Origin of the sequence: Streptomyces meridianus (assembly GCF_023703325.1) — a bacterium.
Classification (GTDB): domain Bacteria; phylum Actinomycetota; class Actinomycetes; order Streptomycetales; family Streptomycetaceae; genus Streptomyces; species Streptomyces meridianus.
Genome location: NZ_JAMQGM010000026.1, coordinates 84,627 through 106,275, shown reverse-complemented (window position 1 = coordinate 106,275; position 21,649 = coordinate 84,627). Strand labels below are relative to the sequence as shown.

At 71.8% G+C, this 21,649-nt stretch carries 18 protein-coding genes and 1 tRNA gene; 17 read left to right on the top strand and 2 right to left on the bottom strand.

Features of this window, described 5'->3' with window-relative positions; all coding sequences use genetic code 11:
* Nucleotides 1-78 precede the first annotated feature (78 nt).
* Nucleotides 79-1,143, bottom strand: coding sequence for a hypothetical protein (locus M1E25_RS12590; protein ID WP_251414283.1), 1,065 nt, complete (start codon nt 1,141-1,143; stop codon nt 79-81).
* Between the two features lie 544 nt (nt 1,144-1,687).
* Here M1E25_RS12590 and M1E25_RS12585 point away from each other — a divergent pair.
* On the top strand, nt 1,688-2,059 hold the full coding sequence (locus M1E25_RS12585; RefSeq protein WP_251414281.1) for a VOC family protein: 372 nt from the start codon (nt 1,688-1,690) through the stop codon (nt 2,057-2,059).
* Between the two features lie 151 nt (nt 2,060-2,210).
* On the opposite strand, the gene M1E25_RS12580 is transcribed toward M1E25_RS12585, so the two are convergent.
* A tRNA-Arg gene (locus M1E25_RS12580) sits at nt 2,211-2,282 on the bottom strand.
* 496 nt (nt 2,283-2,778) lie between these two features.
* On the opposite strand from M1E25_RS12580, the gene M1E25_RS12575 reads away from it, so the two are divergent.
* The 16 genes from M1E25_RS12575 (at nt 2,779) to M1E25_RS12500 (ending at nt 21,475) form a co-directional block, all read left to right on the top strand.
* Nucleotides 2,779-3,330 (top strand): response regulator, encoded by a 552-nt coding sequence (locus tag M1E25_RS12575; RefSeq protein WP_251414279.1) that lies wholly within the window; start codon nt 2,779-2,781, stop codon nt 3,328-3,330.
* A gap of 153 nt (nt 3,331-3,483) precedes the next feature.
* The gene (nrtL, locus tag M1E25_RS12570) at nt 3,484-4,680 is read left to right on the top strand and encodes an ArgS-related anticodon-binding protein NrtL (RefSeq protein WP_251414277.1); all 1,197 of its coding nucleotides are present in this window, start codon (nt 3,484-3,486) and stop codon (nt 4,678-4,680) included.
* Nucleotides 4,681-4,694: 14 nt separating this feature from the next.
* Nucleotides 4,695-6,086 (top strand): diaminopimelate decarboxylase, encoded by a 1,392-nt coding sequence (gene lysA / locus M1E25_RS12565; RefSeq protein WP_251414275.1) that lies wholly within the window; start codon nt 4,695-4,697, stop codon nt 6,084-6,086.
* A gap of 165 nt (nt 6,087-6,251) precedes the next feature.
* Entirely contained in the window at nt 6,252-7,598 is a 1,347-nt protein-coding gene (locus tag M1E25_RS12560) for a homoserine dehydrogenase (RefSeq protein WP_251414273.1), read from the top strand.
* 5 nt (nt 7,599-7,603) lie between these two features.
* Complete coding sequence (thrC, locus tag M1E25_RS12555) at nt 7,604-8,710, top strand: threonine synthase (protein WP_251414271.1); 1,107 nt, start codon at nt 7,604-7,606, stop codon at nt 8,708-8,710.
* Between the two features lie 234 nt (nt 8,711-8,944).
* Nucleotides 8,945-9,934, top strand: a complete 990-nt coding sequence (thrB, locus tag M1E25_RS12550) for a homoserine kinase (RefSeq protein WP_251414268.1) — start codon at nt 8,945-8,947, stop codon at nt 9,932-9,934.
* 357 nt (nt 9,935-10,291) lie between these two features.
* On the top strand, nt 10,292-12,277 hold the full coding sequence (gene rho / locus M1E25_RS12545; protein WP_251414265.1) for a transcription termination factor Rho: 1,986 nt from the start codon (nt 10,292-10,294) through the stop codon (nt 12,275-12,277).
* 386 nt (nt 12,278-12,663) lie between these two features.
* On the top strand, nt 12,664-13,806 hold the full coding sequence (locus M1E25_RS12540) for an LCP family protein (protein WP_251414261.1): 1,143 nt from the start codon (nt 12,664-12,666) through the stop codon (nt 13,804-13,806).
* A gap of 123 nt (nt 13,807-13,929) precedes the next feature.
* A complete protein-coding gene (gene rpmE / locus M1E25_RS12535) occupies nt 13,930-14,154 on the top strand; it encodes a 50S ribosomal protein L31 (protein ID WP_251414258.1) in 225 nt (74 codons plus the stop codon).
* Between the two features lie 135 nt (nt 14,155-14,289).
* Nucleotides 14,290-15,369 carry a peptide chain release factor 1 gene (prfA, locus tag M1E25_RS12530; RefSeq protein WP_251414255.1) on the top strand — a complete coding sequence of 360 codons (1,080 nt, stop codon included), beginning with the start codon at nt 14,290-14,292 and terminating at the stop codon, nt 15,367-15,369.
* A gap of 71 nt (nt 15,370-15,440) precedes the next feature.
* Entirely contained in the window at nt 15,441-16,286 is an 846-nt protein-coding gene (gene prmC / locus M1E25_RS12525; protein WP_251414252.1) for a peptide chain release factor N(5)-glutamine methyltransferase, read from the top strand.
* A 103-nt stretch (nt 16,287-16,389) separates the two neighbouring features.
* Nucleotides 16,390-17,037 (top strand): L-threonylcarbamoyladenylate synthase, encoded by a 648-nt coding sequence (locus M1E25_RS12520; RefSeq protein ID WP_251414248.1) that lies wholly within the window; start codon nt 16,390-16,392, stop codon nt 17,035-17,037.
* A 163-nt stretch (nt 17,038-17,200) separates the two neighbouring features.
* Nucleotides 17,201-17,794, top strand: coding sequence for an arsenate reductase/protein-tyrosine-phosphatase family protein (locus M1E25_RS12515; RefSeq protein WP_251414336.1), 594 nt, complete (start codon nt 17,201-17,203; stop codon nt 17,792-17,794).
* Between the two features lie 108 nt (nt 17,795-17,902).
* Nucleotides 17,903-19,231, top strand: coding sequence for a serine hydroxymethyltransferase (glyA, locus tag M1E25_RS12510; protein WP_251414234.1), 1,329 nt, complete (start codon nt 17,903-17,905; stop codon nt 19,229-19,231).
* 216 nt (nt 19,232-19,447) lie between these two features.
* A complete protein-coding gene (locus tag M1E25_RS12505; protein ID WP_251414231.1) occupies nt 19,448-20,779 on the top strand; it encodes an MraY family glycosyltransferase in 1,332 nt (443 codons plus the stop codon).
* Nucleotides 20,780-21,037: 258 nt separating this feature from the next.
* Nucleotides 21,038-21,475: a Cg1360 family ATP-synthase-associated protein gene (locus tag M1E25_RS12500; RefSeq protein WP_251414229.1), complete on the top strand. Its 438-nt coding sequence runs from the start codon at nt 21,038-21,040 to the stop codon at nt 21,473-21,475.
* Nucleotides 21,476-21,649: the final 174 nt, after the last annotated feature.

The following is a 21,649-nucleotide window of genomic DNA, read 5'->3' as shown; positions in this document are numbered from 1 at the left end:
TGCTCGGCCGGGCCGCATTCCTTGCCGCACACGGCAGCAAGCGGACCCGGACCGCCACCGGCTCTCCGAATCCGGTCACTAGGACCGCGTGGCCGTTTCGCACCCGTCGCCCGCCGCGTGCCCGCGTCGGCCGACCGGTGCACTGCGGTCGTACGGATCGATTTCCGTACCGGTAGTGTCGGTCGGCCGGTCCGTGCCGAAGGGCGGGGTGAGGTAGCCCGTGGGGGCTCCGCAGCCGCCGTTCGTCACGTGGTACTTGTACGACACGATCGAGAAGGTCCCCGGCTCGGTGACCACTTTGGCGGGATCGTCCCAGCTCAGCACCAACTCGCGCCGGAGGATCGTGCGCACGACTTCGTCGTCGCCCGCGTCCGCGCGGGTCACCGGGTAGACGAAGGTGACGTCGGCGGTCACTTGGAGCGCGCCCCGCTCGCCCTCCCGGTAGGTGATCCGGCCCCGGGTCTTGATCTCGTCGCCGACCAGGTCGGTGCGCGAGGGCTGGAAGCGGCTGAAGAGCATGAGGGGGTCGTTCCCCTCGCCCGGTGCCCGGAACGCGGTCTTCAGGAATGCCCGGACGTCCCCCTGATGCGGGTTGATCAGTGCGATCGCCCTGTCCGGGCGCTCGCCCCGCAGCACCCGGCGATCCAGGCTGGACGCCACGAGGAAGTCCCGGCTGCGTGCGAGGGCCCGTTCGACCTCCGCTGCGCTCATCCATCCGACCGCCTCGGCCCGTGGCACCGTGATCCCCGCCGCGCCGCTCGCCCAGCGCGCCGCCGGCGAACCGCGGAACGGCTCGTCGAGGGTCGGGCGCTGGGCCGGGCCCACCGGTGGCGCCTGGTCCGGACGGCCGGTCTCGGCGGCCAGGGGACGCGAGTCCGGGACGCCACTGCCGAAGAGGCCCACGATCGGCTCCGGTGCGAGCGCCAAGGCCAGCAGCACCAACGAAGCCGACAGACCGACCGCGTACCAGCCCCTGCGCTGCCTGGGCCGGGCGGGTGTGTAGGTACGCCACCCCTCCGGGGGGCCGGGCTCCGCGCGCAGCCGCTTCGCCACGTCACGGGCACGCGCCGACGGCTCCTTGGGCGCGTCAGCGACCCCTGCCACCGCATCGCGGAGGAACCGCTCCCATTCCGCGTCGGACATCGACGAACCGTTCGGCTCCGTACTCGCGCCCACCCCAAGCCCCCCTTGTCTCACAGATGATCGCGGCCTTCTCCCCAAGGTCGCGCCCGCATGATCGCACAGCCCTCCGGAGCAGGAGCGCAAGGCCGGAACTCCAGGGCGCTTCCGCGAAGTCCCGGCCCTGCCCGGAGGCGTTCCCGCACATCGATGGGGACCTTGCCGTGGCCCCGAGGGAGATCCAACGGCGGGCTCTGCGCCGCCTCCGCGTGGGAGGCCGTGTCCGTGCCGCGGTGGTTGCGCCCTATGTCCCAGGCCCCGGTAACGGTGTCGGAAGACCGGCGCCCGTTGCGCGGGGCGTGGGACCGGTCCTCGTCGGGCGGGGCGTGGGACCGGCCCTCGTCGGGCGGGCATGGGACCGGCCGGGTGATCATCGGCCCGTTCCGGGGGATGAGGTCGCGCCACCGCCGCGCGGGGCCGGGAATCCTGGTGTGTCATGGACGCCGAGGCCCGGCGGCGGCCGGAGCCGATCGGGCGGGCGCGGATCCCAGCGGGAGAGGACGTGCGCATGTTCCGTGACACGAGGGCCTACAGCGGCTTCGCCGTGGACAACCTGCAGAAGGCCAAGAACTTCTACGGCGAGACGCTGGGTCTGCGGGTGTCGGAGGACTACGGGCTGCTGCACCTGCACCTCGCAGGCGGCACGAACGTCCTCGTCTATCCGAAGGACGATCACATCCCGGCCACCTTCACCGTGCTCAACTTTCCGGTCGACGACATCGAGGCCGCAGTGGACGAGCTGTCCCGTCGTGGAGTCGATCTCGAGCGCTACTCCTGGATGAAGGCGGACGACAAGGGGATCTTCCGCGGTGGCGGGCCGTTCATCGCCTGGTTCAAGGATCCCGCGGGCAACGTCCTCTCGGTGCTTCAGGAGCGATAACGGCGCCCACTGGGCGGCATCGGGAGGACCGGCGCAACGCTCACAGGTTCCGACACAGACCCGCTCAGAGCGGCATCCGGCTGCGCATACGCGAAGACCCCGTCCTCAGCGAACTCGCTGGTGGCGGGGTCTTTGGGCACCTCATCAAGGGTGCCCCCGGCAGGATTCGAACCTGCGCACACGGCTCCGGAGGCCGTTGCTCTATCCCCTGAGCTACGGGGGCGTGTTGCCGCTGTTGTGCGGCGACGGGTAGAACCCTACCAGCTCGGCCGGGGTGCCCAGGACCGGGTTTTCCGTGCTCGGCCGCGCCCTCGCCGGGACGCTGAGGGGAGACCTCGTCGCCGTGGTTGCGAGCCTTCGTCAGGCTCGCCGTCACCGTCGGCCCGTAGCCGCCGTGCCCCGCCCGGACGCAGTCACGCGTCCGCCGCGCCGGCCGCAGCCGCCCGGCGCGCCTGAGCCGACCGGTCACCCGCAGCAGGGCGTTCCGCCCGCGCCTCAGGCCGCAGTCGGGCTGCCGCACGCCCGCAGTCCGTCACATGCCGACCGGTCACGCACAGGCGGATCGTCCCTCTCACGCAGCCGGGCCCCAGCCGGCCCCGCAGCTGATGACAAAACCACGGGACCCCGCCCGGAACCGGTGCCACCGGCGACGCGGGCACGGCGGACGGAATCAGGCAAAACCCGTACGGAGAAGGAGCCGCGCCCATACCCTCTTGTGTATGCCTGGCTTGTCGGGCCGGGTCCTTGTCGTCGACGACAGCAAGGCCATCCGGCAGCTGATCAGGGTCAACCTGGAGCTGGAGGGCTTCGAGGTCGTGACCGCGGCCGATGGTGCCGAGTGCCTGGACGTCGTCCACGCCGTCCGGCCAGACGTCATCACGCTCGACGTCGTCATGCCCCGGCTCAACGGACTCCGCACGGCCGCCCTGCTCCGCGCCGACCACCGCACCCGCGCCCTCCCCGTGGCGATCATCAGTGCCTGTCCCCTGTGCGAGGTGGAACGCGAGGAGGAGGCGGCGGTCGACGGATTCCTGGCGAAGCCCTTCGAGCCGGCCGACCTCGTCAGCCTGGTCCGCCGGCTGGCCGCGGGCGTACCCCGGCCGCGTTCCACCGGAAGGACGCGGACCACCGGAGGGGCCCGCTCCGCCGAGGGCGGCCGGTCCTCCTCCGGCCACGACGTGCCCCCCTCCGGCCGCGGCCCGTACCCCGGCTTCCCTGTCAGCGGCACCCACGTGCCGGGGCGCCGCTCCCCGGGCCGAGCCCTGCCCTGACCCGCCGAACCCTTGAACCCCGCTGCCTCTCCCGATCCCGGCCGCACCGGGTGTCCCCGGCGTGACGCTGGTCCCCGACCCGTCGGGTCCCTCCCCGTTCACCAGGTGAAACCGGTTCGCGAACCCTCCCCCCTCCTCCCATACGCTGGTCCTGTGACCCCCGCAGAGCTCTCCCGCACGGTGCTGGCCACGGTGCACCGCGCCGTGGAGGCCGGAGAGCTCTCGGCGCCGCTCCCCACGAGCGTCAAGGTCGAGCAGCCCCGCCGCCCCGGCTGCGGGGACTACGCCACCGGCATCGCCCTCCAGCTCGCCGGCCCCGCGGCCCGCCCACCCCGCACGGTCGCCGAGATCCTCCGCGCCCGTCTGGCCGCCGAGCCCGGCATCGCCGGAGTCGAGATCGCCGGCCCCGGTTTCCTCAACATCAGCCTCGACGCCGGTGCCCACAGTGGCCTGCTGGCCACCGTCCTCGCCCCGGGCCGTGCGTACGGACACGGTGACGACCTCGCCGGGACCGCCGTCGAGCTCCGCTACCCCGACGAGACCCGCGCCGCCGTCACGGCCGACGTCCTGGCCCGTATCCTCGCCGCCCTCGGCGCGGACGTCACCACCTCCGGTCCGGACCGGCCCGACCCGGCCTGGGCGGCCCTCCTCGGCGTCCGCCCCCCGGACGGTGCGGCGGCCGCTGAGGCACCGGTCCGGACGGTGCCGAGCCGCCCCGCTCGGCACCGTGAGAGCGTCCGGATCCGCCCGGTGCCCGTCCGGCTCACCGGCTCGTACGACGGCCCCGCGCGCCCCGGCGACGACTCCCACGCGGTTCACAGCAACCACCCCGGCATCGCGGCTCTCCTCGTCGACCGGCTCGGCTCCGACGCCGTCCGCTGGGCGCTCCTGCGCCCCGCCGCCCACGACCATCCGCGTATCACCGACGACCTGCTCGTCCAGCGCGAGTCGAACTCCCTGTTCCGCGTCCGTTACGCCCACGCCCGCGCCCGCGCGCTCGTCCGCAACGCCGCCGACCTCGGCGTCCCCCCCGAACCGGCGGCAACCGGTGATCCGGCAGCCGGCCGCACCGAGGGGCCCGCCGTCACCGCTCTCCTCGGTGCCCTCGCCGAGTACCCCACGGTCCTCCGGTCCGCAGCCCGGCACCGGGCGTCCGACCGTCTCGCCCGTCATCTCGTCGTGCTCGCCGACGCCTTCTTCCGGTTCCACGACACCTGCGCCGTCCTCCCGCGCGGCGAGGAGAAACCCGAGGCCGCCCACCGCGTCCGGACCGCCCTGGCCCAGGGGACCGGAACGGTGCTGGCAGGCGGCCTGCACCTGCTCGGCATCACCGCACCCGACATGCTCTGAGGAGCCAGAGAACCATGAGCCGTTCCGCCCACCCCGCCGGGCCCCGTCATGCCGACGTCCTGCCGGAGAGCCACTGGACCGCCCCGCCGGAGGACCTCAACGTCCTCGACCCGCGCGTCTGGTCGCGCACCGTCGGCCGCGGCGCCGACGGCGTCGTCACCGTCAGCGGCCTCGACGTCAACCGGCTCGCCGAGGAGTTCGGAACCCCCGCCTACATCCTCGACGAGGACGACTTCCGCGCCCGCTGCCGTGCCTGGCACGAGGCATTCGGGGGCGAGGCGGACGTCTTCTACGCGGGCAAGGCGTTCCTCTCCCGCGCCGTCGTCCGCTGGCTGAACGAGGAGGGGCTCAACCTCGACGTCTGCTCCGGAGGCGAACTCGCCACCGCCCTCGACGCCGGCATGCCCGCCGAGCGCATCGCGTTGCACGGCAACAACAAGAGCACCGAGGAGATCGAGCGGGCGATCCGCGAGGGCGTCGGGCGCATCGTCCTCGACTCCTTCCAGGAGATCGTCCGGGTCGCCCACATCGCCGACCGGCTCGGGGTGCGCCAGCGCGTCCAGATCCGGGTCACGGTCGGCGTCGAGGCGCACACCCACGAGTTCATCGCCACCGCCCACGAGGACCAGAAGTTCGGCATCGCGCTCGCCGGTGGTGAGGCCGCCGAGGCCGTGCGCCGGGTGCTGAAGCTCGACGGTCTCGAACTCATGGGCATCCACTCGCACATCGGTTCGCAGATCTTCGACATGGCCGGCTTCGAAGTGTCCGCCCGCCGCGTCGTCCAGCTGCTCACCGAGGTGCGCGACGAGCACGGCGTGGAGCTGCCCGAGATCGACCTCGGCGGCGGTCTGGGCATCGCCTACACCTCCGAGGACGACCCGCGCGAACCGAGCGAGATCGCGAAGTCCCTCGCCGAGATCGTCACCCGCGAGTGCGCGGCCGCCGGCCTGTCCGTCCCCCGGATCTCCGTCGAGCCCGGCCGCGCGATCGTCGGCCCCAGCGCGTTCACCCTCTACGAGGTGGGCACGATCAAGCCGCTCCAGGGCCTGCGCACGTACGTCAGCGTCGACGGCGGCATGTCCGACAACATCCGCACGGCCCTGTACGACGCCGAGTACAGCGTCGCCCTCGTCTCGCGCTCGTCGGACGCCGAGCCGATGCTCGCCCGCGTGGTCGGCAAGCACTGCGAGTCCGGCGACATCGTGGTGCGGGACGCCTTCCTGCCCGCCGACGTCGCCCCGGGCGACCTGATCGCCGTCCCGGCCACCGGCGCCTACTGCCGCTCGATGGCGAACAACTACAACCACGCTCTCCGGCCCCCGGTCGTGGCGGTCAGGGACGGCGCCGCCCGCGTCATCGTCCGCCGCGAGACGGAGGAGGACCTGCTGCGTCTCGATGTCGGATGAGCCGGGCAGCCCAGGGCAAAGTCTCGGCATCCGGACCGTTGACGGAAGTTGCGGTCCGGTGAGTGAGACTGGTGCACAACCAAGCAATCCCGGGGGTCGCCCCGCGGCACTGTCGCCGAGGGCCGAGGCCTCCCGGAACGTCGTCGGTGTGAGAAACGAGGTCGCATGATGCGTACGCGTCCGCTGAAAGTGGCGCTGCTGGGCTGTGGAGTGGTCGGCTCCGAGGTGGCGCGCATCATGACGACGCACGCGGACGATCTCGCGGCGCGGATCGGCGCCCCGGTCGAGCTGGCCGGAATCGCCGTCCGCCGGCCGGGCCGGGAACGCGAGGGCGTCCCGTCCGAGCTGATCACCACGGACGCGACGGCGCTGGTCAAGCGGGGAGACATCGACGTCGTCGTCGAGGTCATCGGGGGCATCGAGCCCGCCCGCTCGCTGATCACCGCCGCGTTCGAGCACGGCGCGAGCGTGGTGAGCGCCAACAAGGCGCTGCTCGCGGGCGAAGGCGCCGCGCTGCACGCCCTGGCCGAGGAGTACGACGCCGACCTCTACTACGAGGCCGCCGTGGCCGGCGCCATCCCGCTGGTCCGCCCGTTGCGCGAGTCCCTCGCCGGCGACAAGGTGAACCGGGTGCTCGGCATCGTCAACGGCACCACGAACTTCATCCTCGACCGGATGGACAGCAACAACGCCGGCTACTCCGAGGCACTCGACGAGGCCACGGCGCTCGGCTACGCGGAGGCCGACCCGACCGCCGACGTCGAGGGGTTCGACGCCGCCGCCAAGGCCGCCATCCTGGCGGGCATCGCGTTCCACACCCGGGTCCGGCTGGACGAGGTCCACCGCGAGGGCATCACCGAGGTCACGGCCGCGGACATCGCCTCCGCCAAGCGCATGGGCTGCACGGTCAAGCTGCTCGCGATCTGCGAACGCGCCGCCGACGGACGTTCCGTCACCGCCCGCGTCCACCCCGCGATGATCCCGCTCAGCCACCCGCTGGCCTCCGTGCGCGAGGCGTACAACGCGGTGTTCATCGAAGCCGAGGCAGCCGGACGGCTGATGTTCTACGGCCCGGGCGCCGGGGGCTCACCGACGGCTTCGGCCGTTCTCGGTGACCTGGTGGCGGTGTGCCGCAACAAGGTCAACGAGGCCACCGGACCGGGTGAGTCCGCGTACACGCGCCTGCCGGTGAGCCACATGGGTGAAGCCGTGACGCGCTATCACATCAGCCTCGACGTCGCGGACAAGCCCGGTGTCCTGGCCCAGGTCGCCACCGTGTTCGCCGAGCACGACGTGTCCATCGACACCGTCCGGCAGGGCAGGAACCAGAGCGGCGGCGACGCAGTCGCCTTCGAGCAAGGTGGCGGCGGGCGATGGGAGGGCGGCGAGGCGTCGCTCGTCGTCGTCACCCACCGGGCCCCCGAGGCGTCCTTGGCCGCCACGGTGGAGGCACTGCGGAATCTGGACACCGTGCGCGATGTCGCCAGCACCATGCGGGTCGAAGGGGAGTAGGGAACATGAGCAGCCCAGTTGTCGGAAGTGCGCCGGACGCGGGCGTCCGCGCCGGAAGCCACCAGTGGCACGGGGTCATCGAGGAGTACCGGGACCGGCTCCCGGTCGGCCCCGGCACCCCGGTGGTCACGCTGCGCGAGGGCGGCACGCCGCTGGTCCCGGCGCAGGTGCTGTCCGAGCGCACCGGGTGCGAGGTCCACCTCAAGGTCGAGGGGGCGAACCCGACCGGTTCGTTCAAGGACCGCGGCATGACCATGGCCATCAGCCACGCCAAGGAACAGGGCGCCAAGGCCGTCATCTGCGCCTCCACCGGCAACACCTCTGCCTCGGCGGCCGCCTACGCGGTCCGCGCCGGGATGGTCTGCGCCGTTCTCGTGCCCCAGGGCAAGATCGCGCTGGGCAAGATGGGCCAGGCGCTGGTGCACGGCGCGAGCATCCTGCAGGTCGACGGCAACTTCGACGACTGCCTGACCCTCGCCCGCGGCCTGTCCGAGAAGTATCCGGTGGCACTGGTCAACTCGGTCAACCCGTCCCGGATCGAGGGTCAGAAGACCGCGGCTTTCGAGATCGTCGACATGCTCGGAGATGCCCCCGACGTGCATGTCCTGCCGGTGGGCAACGCCGGCAACATCACCGCGTACTGGCGCGGCTACACCGAGTACGCCGCAGACGGCATCGCCGCGCGCCGCCCGCGGATGTGGGGGTTCCAGGCCTCCGGGGCCGCGCCCATCGTGCGCGGAGAGCCCGTCACCGACCCGCGCACCATCGCCACGGCCATCCGCATCGGCAACCCCGCGTCCTGGGAGTTCGCCGAGCGGGCCCGCGACGAATCGGGCGGGCTCATCGACGAGGTGACCGACCGCCAGATCCTGGCCGCGTACCGGCTGCTGGCCTCCCGGGAGGGCGTGTTCGTCGAGCCGGCGTCCGCGGCGAGCGTCGCCGGGCTGCTGAAGGCGGCCGCGGAGGGCAAGGTCGACCCGGGACAGCGCATCGTGTGCACGGTCACCGGCAACGGCCTCAAGGACCCCGACTGGGCGGTGGCCGGGGCGCCCCAGCCCGTGACGGTCCCGGTCGACGCGGACGCCGCCGCCGAGCGTCTCGGCCTGGCATAGCGGCAGGTCAGAGGGAGCACGGCGGGACGGGCGACACGCTTCGTGCGCCCGCCGTGCGCCCTGTGTCGCGGCGGAACCTTCCTTCGATAGGCTGGGAGAGACCCCCGCCGCCGAGGATTCAAGCCGGCCACGGCCGGGCAGGGCCGGGGGTGGAGCTTCCTTCAGGGCCCGTCGCAACCGCGGGAATCCGCGGGGGAGATCCCTATTCGACCGAGCAAGGAGAGTCGTCGAGAGATGGCCGGTCCCGCCTTCCGCGCCGCCGCCGTCCGAGTGCGCGTTCCTGCCACCAGTGCCAATCTCGGCCCCGGATACGACGCCTTCGGCCTGGCGCTCGGGCTCTACGACGACGTCGTGGTCCGGGTCGCCGAGTCGGGGCTGCACGTCGACATCGCGGGTGAGGGTGCCGGCACGCTGCCCCGCGACGAGAGCCATCTGCTCGTACGGTCGCTGCGCACCGCGTTCGCCCTCCTGGGCGGTCAGCCCCGCGGACTCGAGGTGGTCTGCGCCAACCGGATCCCGCACGGCCGCGGTCTGGGCTCGTCCTCGGCCGCGATCTGTGCCGGCATCATGGCAGCGCGCGCGGTGACGACAGGGGGCGCCGAGAAGCTCGACGACGCCGCTCTGCTGGGGCTCGCGACCGAGATCGAGGGGCACCCCGACAACGTCGCCGCCTGCCTCGCGGGCGGGTTCACACTCGCCTGGTCGGACGCCGGAGCCGCCCGGGCCATCCGGATGGACCCCGCACCGTCCGTCGTTCCCGTGGTGTTCGTGCCCTCGAAACCGGTGCTCACCGAAGCCGCGCGGGGGCTCCTGCCGCGCTCCGTCCCGCACGTGGACGCCGCGACGAACGCCGGACGCTCCGCCCTCCTCGTCGAGGCGCTGACGCGGCGTCCCGAACTGCTGCTTCCGGCCACGGAGGACCGGCTCCACCAGGAGTACCGGGCCCCCGCGATGCCGGAGAGCGTGGCCCTGGTGCACCGGTTGCGCGCGGACGGGATCGCCGCCGTCATCTCGGGCGCCGGGCCCACCGTCCTCGCGCTGGCGGACGAAGCCTCGGCCGACAAGGTCGCGCGCCTGGCGGGCGAGGAATGGGCCGCCAACCGACTGCCCCTTGACACCGACGGTGCGAGCGTGCTGCCGCTCGATGCCGCGCGGAGCGGCGGCACGGAGGGCGACGCGTCCCCGTCCGGCAGCGGAGCGGGGAATTCCGGTACTCCCGGATAGCGCAAGGATGATCCGTTCTCGGAGAGGGGGAATGTTTGTTGGATCCGGTAGTGTTAATGTCGAGTGGCACGAAAGCACCCCCGAGGTGCCGTGCGCGCGTCCCGTAGAGGGACCACCCCTTCTTCCGGGAGCCTCCTCGACTGCCTGAGCAGCCTGCCTGAGCAGTGACGAGCACGCTCCGGAATCGGCGCGACGGGCGTCAAGTACCACCTCTCCCCGTGCCGGAACCATCAATGATCTCTCCGCCGAACCACGGCGGACCACCGCCCCGGCCGGTCCGCACCAGGACCGCAGCCGGACAGCACAACCGGTCGCCGAGCCAGACAGGCCGACGCCCGCTCCAGGGAAGGACCCTTCGTGAGCGACACCACCGATCTGATGGGCGTGACTGCCGACAACAACGTCGGTGCAGCCTCCGCGCCCGCCACGGACGCGCCCGCCGCGCCTGCCACCGGTGCTGCCACTGGTACTGCCTCTCGGCGTCGCCGCTCCGGAACCGGCCTCGAAGGCATGGTTCTGGCCGAGCTGCAGCAGGTCGCCTCGGGCCTCGGTATCAAGGGCACCGCGCGGATGCGCAAGGGCCAGCTGATCGAGGTCATCAAGGAGAAGCAGGCCGGAGGCGGCGGCGCCCCCGCCAAGACCTCCGACAGCGTGCCCGCCGAGAGCAAGCCCAAGCGCCGCGCCGCTTCCACCGCCCGGACGGGCGAAGCGGAGCAGACCGCCGAGGGCAAGGGCGGCGCCCAGATCGACATTCCCGGTCAGCCCGCCAGCGACGAGCCCGGTGGTGAGCGCCGTCGCCGCCGTGCCACCGCGCAGGCCGGCAGCCCCGAGGGCACCGGCGACGACCGCTCCGAGGCCAAGGGCCGCAGCGAGCAGAAGAGCGACCAGAAGGGCGAGGGCGCCGGCTCCGCCCAGGACGGCGCCCAGGACAAGGGCGGTCGGGGCGACCGTCAGGACCGCGGCCAGAAGGGCGGCCGCGACCGCGGTGGCAACCAGCAGCGCGACCGTCGCGGAAAGGGCGACGACGGTGGCCAGGGCGGCGGCAACCGGCAGCAGCGCGACAACCGCGGTGGCGGCCGTCAGGACGACGACGACGACTTCGAGGGCGGCCGCCGCGGCCGGCGAGGCCGCTACCGCGACCGCCGTGGCCGCCGGGGCCGTGACGAGTTCGGCGGCGAGCCGCAGATCTCCGAGGACGACGTGCTGATCCCCGTCGCGGGCATCCTCGACATCCTCGACAACTACGCGTTCATCCGCACCTCCGGTTACCTGCCGGGGCCGAACGACGTGTACGTCTCGCTGGCACAGGTCCGCAAGAACGGCCTGCGCAAGGGCGACCACGTCACCGGTGCGGTGCGTCAGCCCAAGGAGGGCGAGCGGCGCGAGAAGTTCAACGCGCTGGTGCGCCTGGACTCCGTCAACGGCATGGCGCCCGAAAGCGGCCGCGGCCGGGCCGAGTTCGGCAAGCTGACCCCGCTCTACCCGCAGGAGCGCCTGCGGTTGGAGACCGAGCCGGGCGCGCTGACGACCCGCATCATCGACCTCGTCGCGCCCATCGGAAAGGGCCAGCGCGGTCTGATCGTGGCCCCGCCGAAGACCGGCAAGACCATGATCATGCAGGCGGTCGCCAACGCGATCACGCACAACAATCCCGAGTGCCACCTGATGGTCGTCCTCGTCGACGAGCGTCCGGAAGAGGTCACCGACATGCAGCGGTCGGTGAAGGGCGAGGTCATCTCCTCGACCTTCGACCGCCCGGCCGAGGACCACACCACGGTCGCGGAGCTCGCCATCGAGCGGGCCAAGCGCCTCGTGGAGCTGGGACACGACGTGGTCGTGCTGCTGGACTCCATCACCCGCCTGGGACGTGCGTACAACCTCGCCGCCCCCGCCTCCGGCCGCATCCTGTCCGGTGGTGTCGACTCGACCGCGCTCTACCCGCCGAAGCGGTTCTTCGGCGCGGCGCGGAACATCGAGGACGGCGGTTCGCTGACCATCCTGGCCACCGCGCTGGTCGACACCGGCTCGCGTATGGACGAGGTGATCTTCGAGGAGTTCAAGGGCACCGGCAACCTGGAGCTCAAGCTCGACCGCAAGCTCTCCGACAAGCGCATCTTCCCGGCGGTGGACGTCGACGCCTCCGGCACGCGCAAGGAGGAGATCCTGCTCGGCAACGACGAGCTCGCCATCACCTGGAAACTGCGGCGTGTTCTGCACGCGCTCGACTCGCAGCAGGCGATCGAGCTGCTCCTGGACAAGATGAAGCAGACCAAGAGCAACGCCGAGTTCCTGCTGCAGATCCAGAAGACGACGCCCACTCCGGGCAGCAACGGCAACGACTGACTCAGCAGGCGTACGCACGGCCGGGGCCCCCGTCACATCGGTGACGCGGGGCCCCGGCCGTTTCCTCTCCCGCTCCGGAACCGCGCAGACTTTACGTGAAGCACCCATTACCCGTTGTGATGAGGATTGTCCAGCCGGGCGCGCCTGCTGCTCCGGGAGGCAGTCGCCCGGACCGGATTCGCCCCTATCGGTTCCCGCATCGCCCCTCACCACAAAGCCCCACCTCAGAACGGTTCCCCCTGTCCGATCCGTTTTTCCGTGCGGGCGGATCACCGGCCCCTGAGTCGTCCCGGGGGCCCGCGCGGAGCCTCCGACCGGAAGAGTGACGCCGGCCGTGCTGACGACGCCGGCAGGGGGTACTCGGAAGGGCCGAGAGCTGAGGAGCCATGGCGGACGATCCCGGTACGGACAACACCACGGGCCGGCCCGACGGCCGAATACGCGGCGCCGGGCGGTGGCACAAGCGCGCCCCCGCCCGGCACAGGTCCCTGGTCATCAGCGCCTGGGTGGCCGCGGCGCTCCTCGTCACGGGCGGCTCCGGTTTCGGCTACCTCTGGTTCAAGCTCAACGGGAACCTCAAGGGCATCAACCTCGATGCGGCTCTCGGCCACGACCGGCCCCGGGACGTCGCCAACGGTTCCATGGACATCCTGGTCCTCGGCTCCGACACCCGGGCCGGGGACAACCGCATATACGGCCGCGCGACCGGCGCCCGCTCCGACACCGCGATGATCCTGCACATCTACCGGGGCCACCGGAAGGCGAGCCTGGTCAGCATCCCCCGGGACACCATCGTCGACCGCCCCGCCTGCGCCCGGACCGAGGGCGGCACCGCCCCGGCCGCCGAGCGGACCATGTTCAACGAGTCGTACCGCATCGGCGGACCGGCCTGCACCGTCAAGACGGTCGAGGCACTCTCCGGCATCCGCATGGACCACTACGTCGAGGTCGACTTCACCGGCTTCAAGAAGCTGATCGACCGGCTCGGCGGCGTCGAGATCGAGACCAAGGAGCCCATCAGGGACCGGGACAGCCACCTCCACCTGGAACCCGGCCGGCACAACCTCCGCGGCGAGCAGGCCCTCGGGCTGGTGCGCACCCGGCACGCCGTCGGCGACGGCAGCGACCTGGGCCGGATCCAGCTCCAGCAGGCGTTCGTCAAGGCGCTGATCAAGCGGGTCGAGGACATCGACCTGTTCGGCAACCCCGCCGAGCTCTACTCGCTTGCCGACACCGCAACCCGGAGCGTCACCACCGACTCCGACCTCGCCTCGGTGCAGGACCTCGTCGGCCTGGTGCGCAGCCTGAAAAGCATCAAGTCCGCCGACATCGACACGGTGACCATGCCGGTGGTCTACGACCCCGACGACTCGAACCGCGTGGTCCCCCTCGAGAAGCGCGCGGACCAGTTGTGGAAAGCCCTGCGGGACGACCGTCCGGTCCCCGAGTCCGCGACCGAGGGGTCGGACGCCGGCAAGGCGGACGTGTCCGACGTGGTGGGGGAGCGCTCCCCGGGCGCCCCGGAATAGTTGCGGCCGCCCCCCGGTTTTGGGAGATGTGGCCGGTCCTGGCAGACTGGACCGTCGGCCCCGGTTCACGTGACGGCACACGGCCGGTACGACCCGGAGCCCTCCCGAACCTAGGAGAATCCCTTGAAGCGCGACATCCACCCGGAGTACGTCGAGACCCAGGTCAGCTGCACCTGCGGAGCCTCGTTCACCACCCGGAGCACCGTGACCGAGGGCGCCATCCGCGCCGACGTCTGCTCCGAGTGCCACCCGTTCTACACGGGCAAGCAGAAGATCCTCGACACGGGTGGCCGTGTTGCCCGCTTCGAGGCCCGCTTCGGCAAGAAGGCCGGGTCCGCGCAGAAGTAGCGACCCGCAGGCGCCGGTTCCCGGCCGTCCCTCGAGCAGGGGCGGCCGGACCGGCGCTTTGTCGTCCGGCAGGCCGCCCACGGCCCTGCCACCCACTGTCACCACCCGCCCCCCAATCGCAAGGAACGAGTCCCGATGTTCGAGGCGGTCGAGGAACTGATCGGCGAGCACGCCGGTCTCGAGAAGCAGCTCGCCGATCCCGCAGTGCACGCGGACCAGGCGAACGCGCGCCGCCTCAACAAGCGCTACGCGGAGCTCACCCCGATCGTCACCACGTACCGGGCGTGGCGCCGGTGCGGCGACGACATCGAGACCGCCCGCGAATTCGCCGCCGACGACCCGGACTTCGCCGACGAGGTCAAGGAATTCGAAGGCCGGCGCGAGGAGCTCACCGAGAAGCTCCGGCTGCTGCTGGTTCCCCGGGACCCCAGCGACGACAAGGACGTCATCCTCGAGATCAAGGCGGGGGAGGGCGGCGACGAGTCCGCGCTGTTCGCAGGCGACCTCCTGCGCATGTACCTGCGCTACGCCGAGCGCTCCGGCTGGAAGACCGAGATCATCGAGGCCAACGAGTCGGACCTCGGCGGCTACAAGGACGTCCAGGTCGCCGTGAAGACGAAGGGCGGGGGCGGCGCGACCGAACCCGGCCAGGGCGTCTGGGCGCGGCTGAAGTACGAGGGCGGCGTGCACCGCGTGCAGCGGGTGCCCGCCACCGAGTCCCAGGGCCGCATCCACACGTCGGCAGCCGGCGTTCTGGTGCTGCCCGAGGCCGAGGACGTCGACGTCGAGATCCACGCCAACGACCTGCGGATCGACGTCTACCGTTCGTCCGGCCCCGGCGGTCAGTCGGTCAACACCACCGACTCCGCCGTGCGCATCACCCACCTGCCCACCGGCGTCGTCGCCTCCTGCCAGAACGAGAAGAGCCAGCTCCAGAACAAGGAGCAGGCCCTGCGCATCCTGCGGGCGCGCCTGCTGGCCGTCGCCCAGGAGGAGGCCGACAAGGAGGCGTCGGACGCCCGCCGCAGCCAGGTGCGCACCGTGGACCGCTCCGAGCGGATCCGGACGTACAACTTCCCGGAGAACCGCATCTCCGACCACCGCGTCGGATTCAAGGCGTACAACCTGGACCAGGTTCTGGACGGGGAACTCGATCCGGTGATCCAGGCGTGCGTCGACGCCGACTCGGCCGCCAAACTGGCTGCCGCGCAGTAGGCAGAGACCCCGGCCGTCCGGGCCGTCCCGTCAGCGAACCACCGTCCAGCAGCGCCGTGAGGAGGCATCCAGTGAACCTGCTGCTCGCCGAGGTGGCCCAGGCCACGCAGCGGCTGGCCGACGCCGGTGTGCCCTCGCCGCGCTTCGACGCGGAGGAGCTCGCCGCCTTCGTCCACAACGTCAAACGCGGCGAGCTGCACGGGGTCGCGGACTCCGACTTCGACGCCCGCTACTGGGAGGCCGTCGCCCGCCGGGAAGCGCGAGAACCCCTCCAGCACATCACCGGGCGGGCCTTCTTCCGGTACCTGGAGCTCCAGGTCGGCCCCGGCGTGTTCGTGCCGCGCCCGGAGACCGAGTCGGTCGTCGGCTGGGCCATAGACGCCGTACGCGCCATGGACGTCGTCGAGCCGCTCGTCGTCGACCTGTGCACCGGCTCCGGCGCCATCGCCCTGGCCCTCGCCCAGGAGGTGCCGCGCTCGCGGGTCCACGCCGTGGAACTCGACGAGGGGGCGCTGCGCTGGGCCCGCAAGAACGTCCAGGGCAGCCGGGTCTCGCTGCACCAGGGCGACGCCTTCAGCGCGCTGCACGAACTCGACGGCCAGGTCGACCTGGTGGTCTCCAACCCGCCGTACATCCCGCTCACGGAGTGGGAGTACGTCGCGCCCGAGGCCCGCGACCACGACCCGCAACTGGCACTCTTCTCCGGTGAGGACGGCCTCGACACCATCCGCGGGATCGAGCGCACCGCCCACCGGCTGCTGCGCCCCGGAGGAGTGGTCGTCGTCGAACACGCCGACACCCAGGGCGGCCAGGTCCCGTGGATCTTCGCCGAGGAACGGGGTTGGGCCGACGCCGCGGACCACCCGGACCTCAACAAACGCCCGAGGTTCGCGACCGCCCGAAGGGCCACCCCGTGACCCCGGTGCCCCGCGGCGCCGCCCCGGCCGCGCCCGTCACCGGATCCGTGGCCCGCCACCGACACATGACCCAGCTGGAGCCCCGCCACAGGGAGGCCCGTTAATGGCACGGCGATACGACTGCACCGACGCGACCGACCGCAGGACCGGTCTGCGCGAAGCCGCCGCCGCAGTGCGCCGCGGCGAGCTCGTCGTCCTCCCCACCGACACCGTCTACGGCATCGGTGCGGACGCGTTCAGCCCGGAGGCCGTCGGAGAGCTCCTGGAGGCCAAGGGACGTGGGCGGAGCATGCCCTCGCCCGTGCTCGTGGGCTCGCCGAACACCCTGCACGGTCTCGTCACGGACTTCTCCGAGCAGGCCTGGGAGCTCGTCGACGCGTTCTGGCCCGGTGCGCTCACCCTCGTCGCCCGGCACCAGCCGTCCCTCCAGTGGGACATCGGCGACACCCGGGGGACCGTCGCCGTCCGGATGCCCCTGCACCCGGTCGCGATCGAGCTGCTGAACGAGGTGGGCCCGATGGCCGTCTCCAGCGCCAACCTCACGGGACACCCGTCGCCGCAGGACTGCGACGCGGCGCAGGAAATGCTCGGCGACTCGGTGTCCGTCTACCTGGACGGCGGTCCGACGCCGGACAACGTGCCGTCGTCCATCGTCGACGTCACGGGGAAGATCCCGGTGCTGCTCCGCGCCGGTGCGCTCAGCGCCGAGCAACTGCGGGAGGTCGTGCCCGATCTCGAGGTGGCGCCGTGACCGGAGCGAGCGACACAAGGCAGTCACCGTGAGCCCGACCCCGGAGGGGCTCGGCATAACAGGACGTGGCACGGCTTCGGACCCGCGGGAGCGGGCTGCCGGTCCCGGACCGCGGCAGGCGGACCATCCGTGGCGCGGCGCGGGAGGTGACCACACCTTCCGGATCCTGCACGTGAGCACCGGCAACGTGTGCCGCTCGCCCATCACCGAGCGGTTGACCCGGCATGCCCTGGCGCACCGTCTCGGGGAGGCGGGGGCCGGCGGCATGCTCGTGGAGAGCGCCGGCACCTGGGGGCACGAAGGGGCGCCGATGGAGGCCCACGCGGCCACGGTTCTCACGGACTTCGGTGCGGACCCGGAGGGCTTCACCGGACGCGAACTCCTCGACGAGCACGTCATCCGCGCCGATCTGGTGCTGACCGCGACGCGCGACCACCGTGCCCAGGTGATCTCGATGGGGCACTCGGCGGGGCTGCGCACCTTCACACTCAAGGAGTTCACCCGCCTGGTGCGGGCGATAGACCCGACCACGCTGCCCGACCCGGAGCCGGCCGGTGCCGTCGTCGACCGGGCGCGGGCCCTCGTCCGGGCCGCTGCCGCGCTGCGCGGCTGGCTGCTGGCCCCGAGCCCCGAGGCCGACGAGGTCTACGACCCGTACGGCGCGCCCATCACCCTGTTCCGCAGCATCGGCGAGGAGATCCACCAGGCCCTCGACCCGGTCGTCACCGCGCTGACGGGGCTGCCCGCCCGCCGGTAGACCCCCGCGGAGCGCCGCGGGGCCGCCCCGCAGGCCGCGCGCCACCGGATGCCCGGGCCTACATTGGGTGTGTCGCCCTGAGCGCCACCCGTCCTGCCGGAGCCAGCGATGCCCGCCACCAGCCCGTCCTCCTCGGAGGCGTCCGCCGACCCGTTCCCCGCGTCTGCCGTGGCGGGTGCGACCCTCGCGGAGGGGCGCCCGGGGTGGCAGCCGGACGCCGACGTCCTGCGCCGCGAGGACCCCGAGCTCGCGGGGGTGCTGCTCGCCGAGCACGAGCGTCAGTCCCGGTGCCTCCAGCTGATCGCGGCCGAGAACTTCACCTCCCGCGCGGTCCTGACCGCCCTCGGATCCCCGCTGACCAACAAGTACGCTGAGGGATACCCCGGTGCCCGCCATCACGGCGGATGCGAGGTGGTGGATCTCGCGGAGCAGCTGGCCGCCGAACGCGCCGTCGTCCTCTTCGGCGCCGGCCACGCCAACGTCCAGCCGCACTCCGGGTCCTCGGCGGTTCTCGCCGCCTACGCCGCGCTGCTGCGTCCCGGCGACACGGTGCTGGCCATGGCGCTGCCCCAGGGCGGGCACCTCACCCACGGTTCTCCGGCGAACTTCTCCGGGCGCTGGTTCGACTTCGTCGGCTACGGCGTCGACCGGGAGACCGGTCTGATCGACCACAGGGAAGTCCGCCGGCTGGCACGCGTGCACCGCCCCAAGGCGATCGTGTGCGGATCGATCTCCTACCCGCGGCATCCCGACTACGCGGCGTTCCGCGAGATCGCCGACGACGTGGGGGCACATCTCGTCGTCGACGCATCCCATCCCATCGGGCTGGTCGCCGGGGGAGCGGCACCGAGCCCGGTGCCGTATGCCGACGTGGTGTGTGCCACCACGCACAAGGTGCTGCGGGGGCCGCGCGGCGGCATGATCCTCTGCGGATCGGAGTCGGCCACGCGGATCGACCGGGCCGTCTTCCCCTTCACCCAGGGCGGGGCGCAGATGAACTCGGTGGCGGCCAAGGCCGTGGCCTTCGCCGAGGCCGCGGGTCCGGCCTTCGCCGCGTACGCCCACCAGGTCGTCGCCAACGCCAGGACGCTGGCCGCCACCCTCGCGGACGAGGGGCTGACGATCACCACCGGCGGTACGGACACCCACATGATCACGGCCGATGTCGCGGGCACGGGACTCGACGGGCGTGCGGCCCGCGGCCGCTGTGCAGCCGCCGGGATCGCCCTGGACGTCTGCGCACTGCCGCACCACCGCGAGCCCCCGGTGGGCACCACGGGCATCCGGCTCGGTACCGCAGCCGTCACCACGCAGGGCATGCGGGAACCGGAGATGGTCCGTGTCGGTGCCCTGATCGGGGCCGTGCTGCGCGGGGAGGTCGTCACCGGTGTGGCGGCAGCCGAGCTGACCGGGGCCTTCCCGCCCTATCCCGGGTAGCCGGGGCGGGGGCGGCGGGGCCGGGCGTTGCAACCGACGGGGGGCGGTGCCTGCGTCACACGGGTGAGCACTCTTCCGTGGGGGCCCGCATCCGTGGTCCGACGTGCTCCGCCTGCCGCGGGCGGGACGACCGGACGGCGTCCGGACGGAGCCGCCGGACGGGACCTCGTCTAGGGTGTGGGCTGAGATGGCCAGCGATACCTCTGGGACAAACCCTTGCGTGAATACCTGCTGACCCTGTGCGTCACGGCAGCCGTCACCTACCTGCTGACCGGACCGGTCCGGAAGTTCGCCATCGCGGCCGGCGCCATGCCGGAGATCCGCGCGCGCGACGTCCACCGCGAACCGACACCGCGGCTGGGCGGCATCGCCATGTTCGGCGGCCTGTGTGGCGGCCTGCTCCTGGCGTCGCAGCTGACCAACGTCGGCCAGGTCTTCGAGTTGTCGAACGAGCCGCGCGCGCTGCTGTCCGGAGCGGGGCTCATCTGGCTGCTGGGCGTGCTGGACGACAAGTGGGGCGTGGACGCGCTGATCAAGCTGGGCGGTCAGATGATCGCCGCAGGTGTGATGGTGGTTCAGGGTCTGACGATCCTGTGGATCCCCATCCCGGGCGTGGGCAACGTGGCGCTCACGCAGGTGCAGGGCACGCTGCTGACGGTCGCGCTCGTGGTCATCACGATCAACGCCGTGAACTTCGTGGACGGCCTGGACGGTCTGGCCTCGGGCATGGTCTGCCTCGCCGCGGCGGCCTTCTTCATGTACGCCTACCGCATGTGGTACGGCTACGGCATCGAGGCCGCCGCCCCGGCGACGCTGTTCGCGGCCATCCTCATGGGCATGTGCCTGGGCTTCCTGCCGCACAACATGCATCCCGCGCGGATCTTCATGGGCGACTCGGGATCGATGCTGATCGGACTCGTCCTGGCGGCCGGGGCCATCTCCATCACCGGTCAGGTCGACCCGGACCAGCTCGTGCAGAGCGTCGGCTCGGAGCGCGGGGCGGTGCACTTCATGGTGCCCCTGTACATGCCGATCCTGCTTCCGCTGACGATCATCGCCGTCCCGGTCGCGGACCTGGTCCTGGCGATCGTCCGGCGGATGTGGCGGGGCCAGTCGCCGTTCGCCGCCGACCGCGGCCATCTCCACCACCGGCTGCTGGAGATCGGCCACTCCCACAGCCGTGCCGTGCTGATCATGTACTTCTGGTCGGCGCTCATCGCCTTCGGCGCCGTCGCGTACTCGGTCAACTCGGCCAGCGTGTGGATCGTCCTGGCGATCGTGTTCTTCAGTGCTGTGGGACTCGTCATGCTGCTGCTGCCACGGTTCACGCCGCGGGCCCCGCAGTGGATGGAGTCGTTCCTGCCCCCGCGCTACCGGCATTTCCGCGACGGGGAGCCCGCTGCCGGGTCCGCCGGGGCGCCCACCGGGTCGACGCCGGAGGCGGCAGCGGGGGAGCGCGTACCGGTGTCCGCCGGACCGAACGGGGCGACGGCGATCGGCGGCAGGTCCCGTTTCCGGGAGCGCAGCGGGGCCGGATCCGGGAGCTGAGTTCGGACGAAATCTCCCATACCAGACATATCGCCAGTCGTCAGCTCATCGGTGCGGGTGATCGCTCCAACGTGTGACGGTTGGCACACGATGTAGGTAAAGACCTCATCAAATAGTTTGTGATACCGTTCACGAAGCCCGGCATCGAGGGCCGCGGAGTCGCATGTGAACGGTTCCCGGATTTCGAGCCGCACGTCGGTCGGGCCTACGCTCACCGAACACCACCGCCGTGCCCCCATCTTCCCGGAGCTGCCGTTCATGCAGTCCAGTGACGCCCGCATGCTGACACGCGCTGCCGTGCCCACCGGTGCAGCCGGCGCCGTAGCCGTCGCGGTGAGCGCCCTGCTCGCCGGAGGCAAGGGTGCCGTCGGAGCAACCTTCGGCACCGTGGTCGTGGTGCTCTTCATGGGCATCGGACTGTTCGTCCTGCAGAACACGGCACGCAAGTACCCGCACCTGTTCCAGGCCATGGGGCTCATGCTCTACACGACGCAACTGCTGCTCCTGGCAATTCTGTTGGCCGTGTTCAAGAACACCACCCTGTTCGACGTGAAGGCGTTCGCCTTCTCCCTGCTCGCTGCCACCCTGGTGTGGATCGCAGCGCAGGCGCGGGCCCACATGAAGGCGAAGATGCTCTACGTGGAGCCTCGGTCCGCCGGTGGGCAGCACAGCGCGAGCGCGGGGCGGACGCCGTGAGAAGTAGGGCCGGGATAAAGGCGGACGCGCTCACCTGCTATCGTCCGGTGCCATCTGAGGCACAGCGGGCGACGACGGTTGAGCCCCCGACATGCGCGGGGTTGCGGCTGAAGCCCGGGCATCTGATGCCTGGCTGTTCGCCCGGTTCGACCAGCCGCCTCCACATTCGCAAGA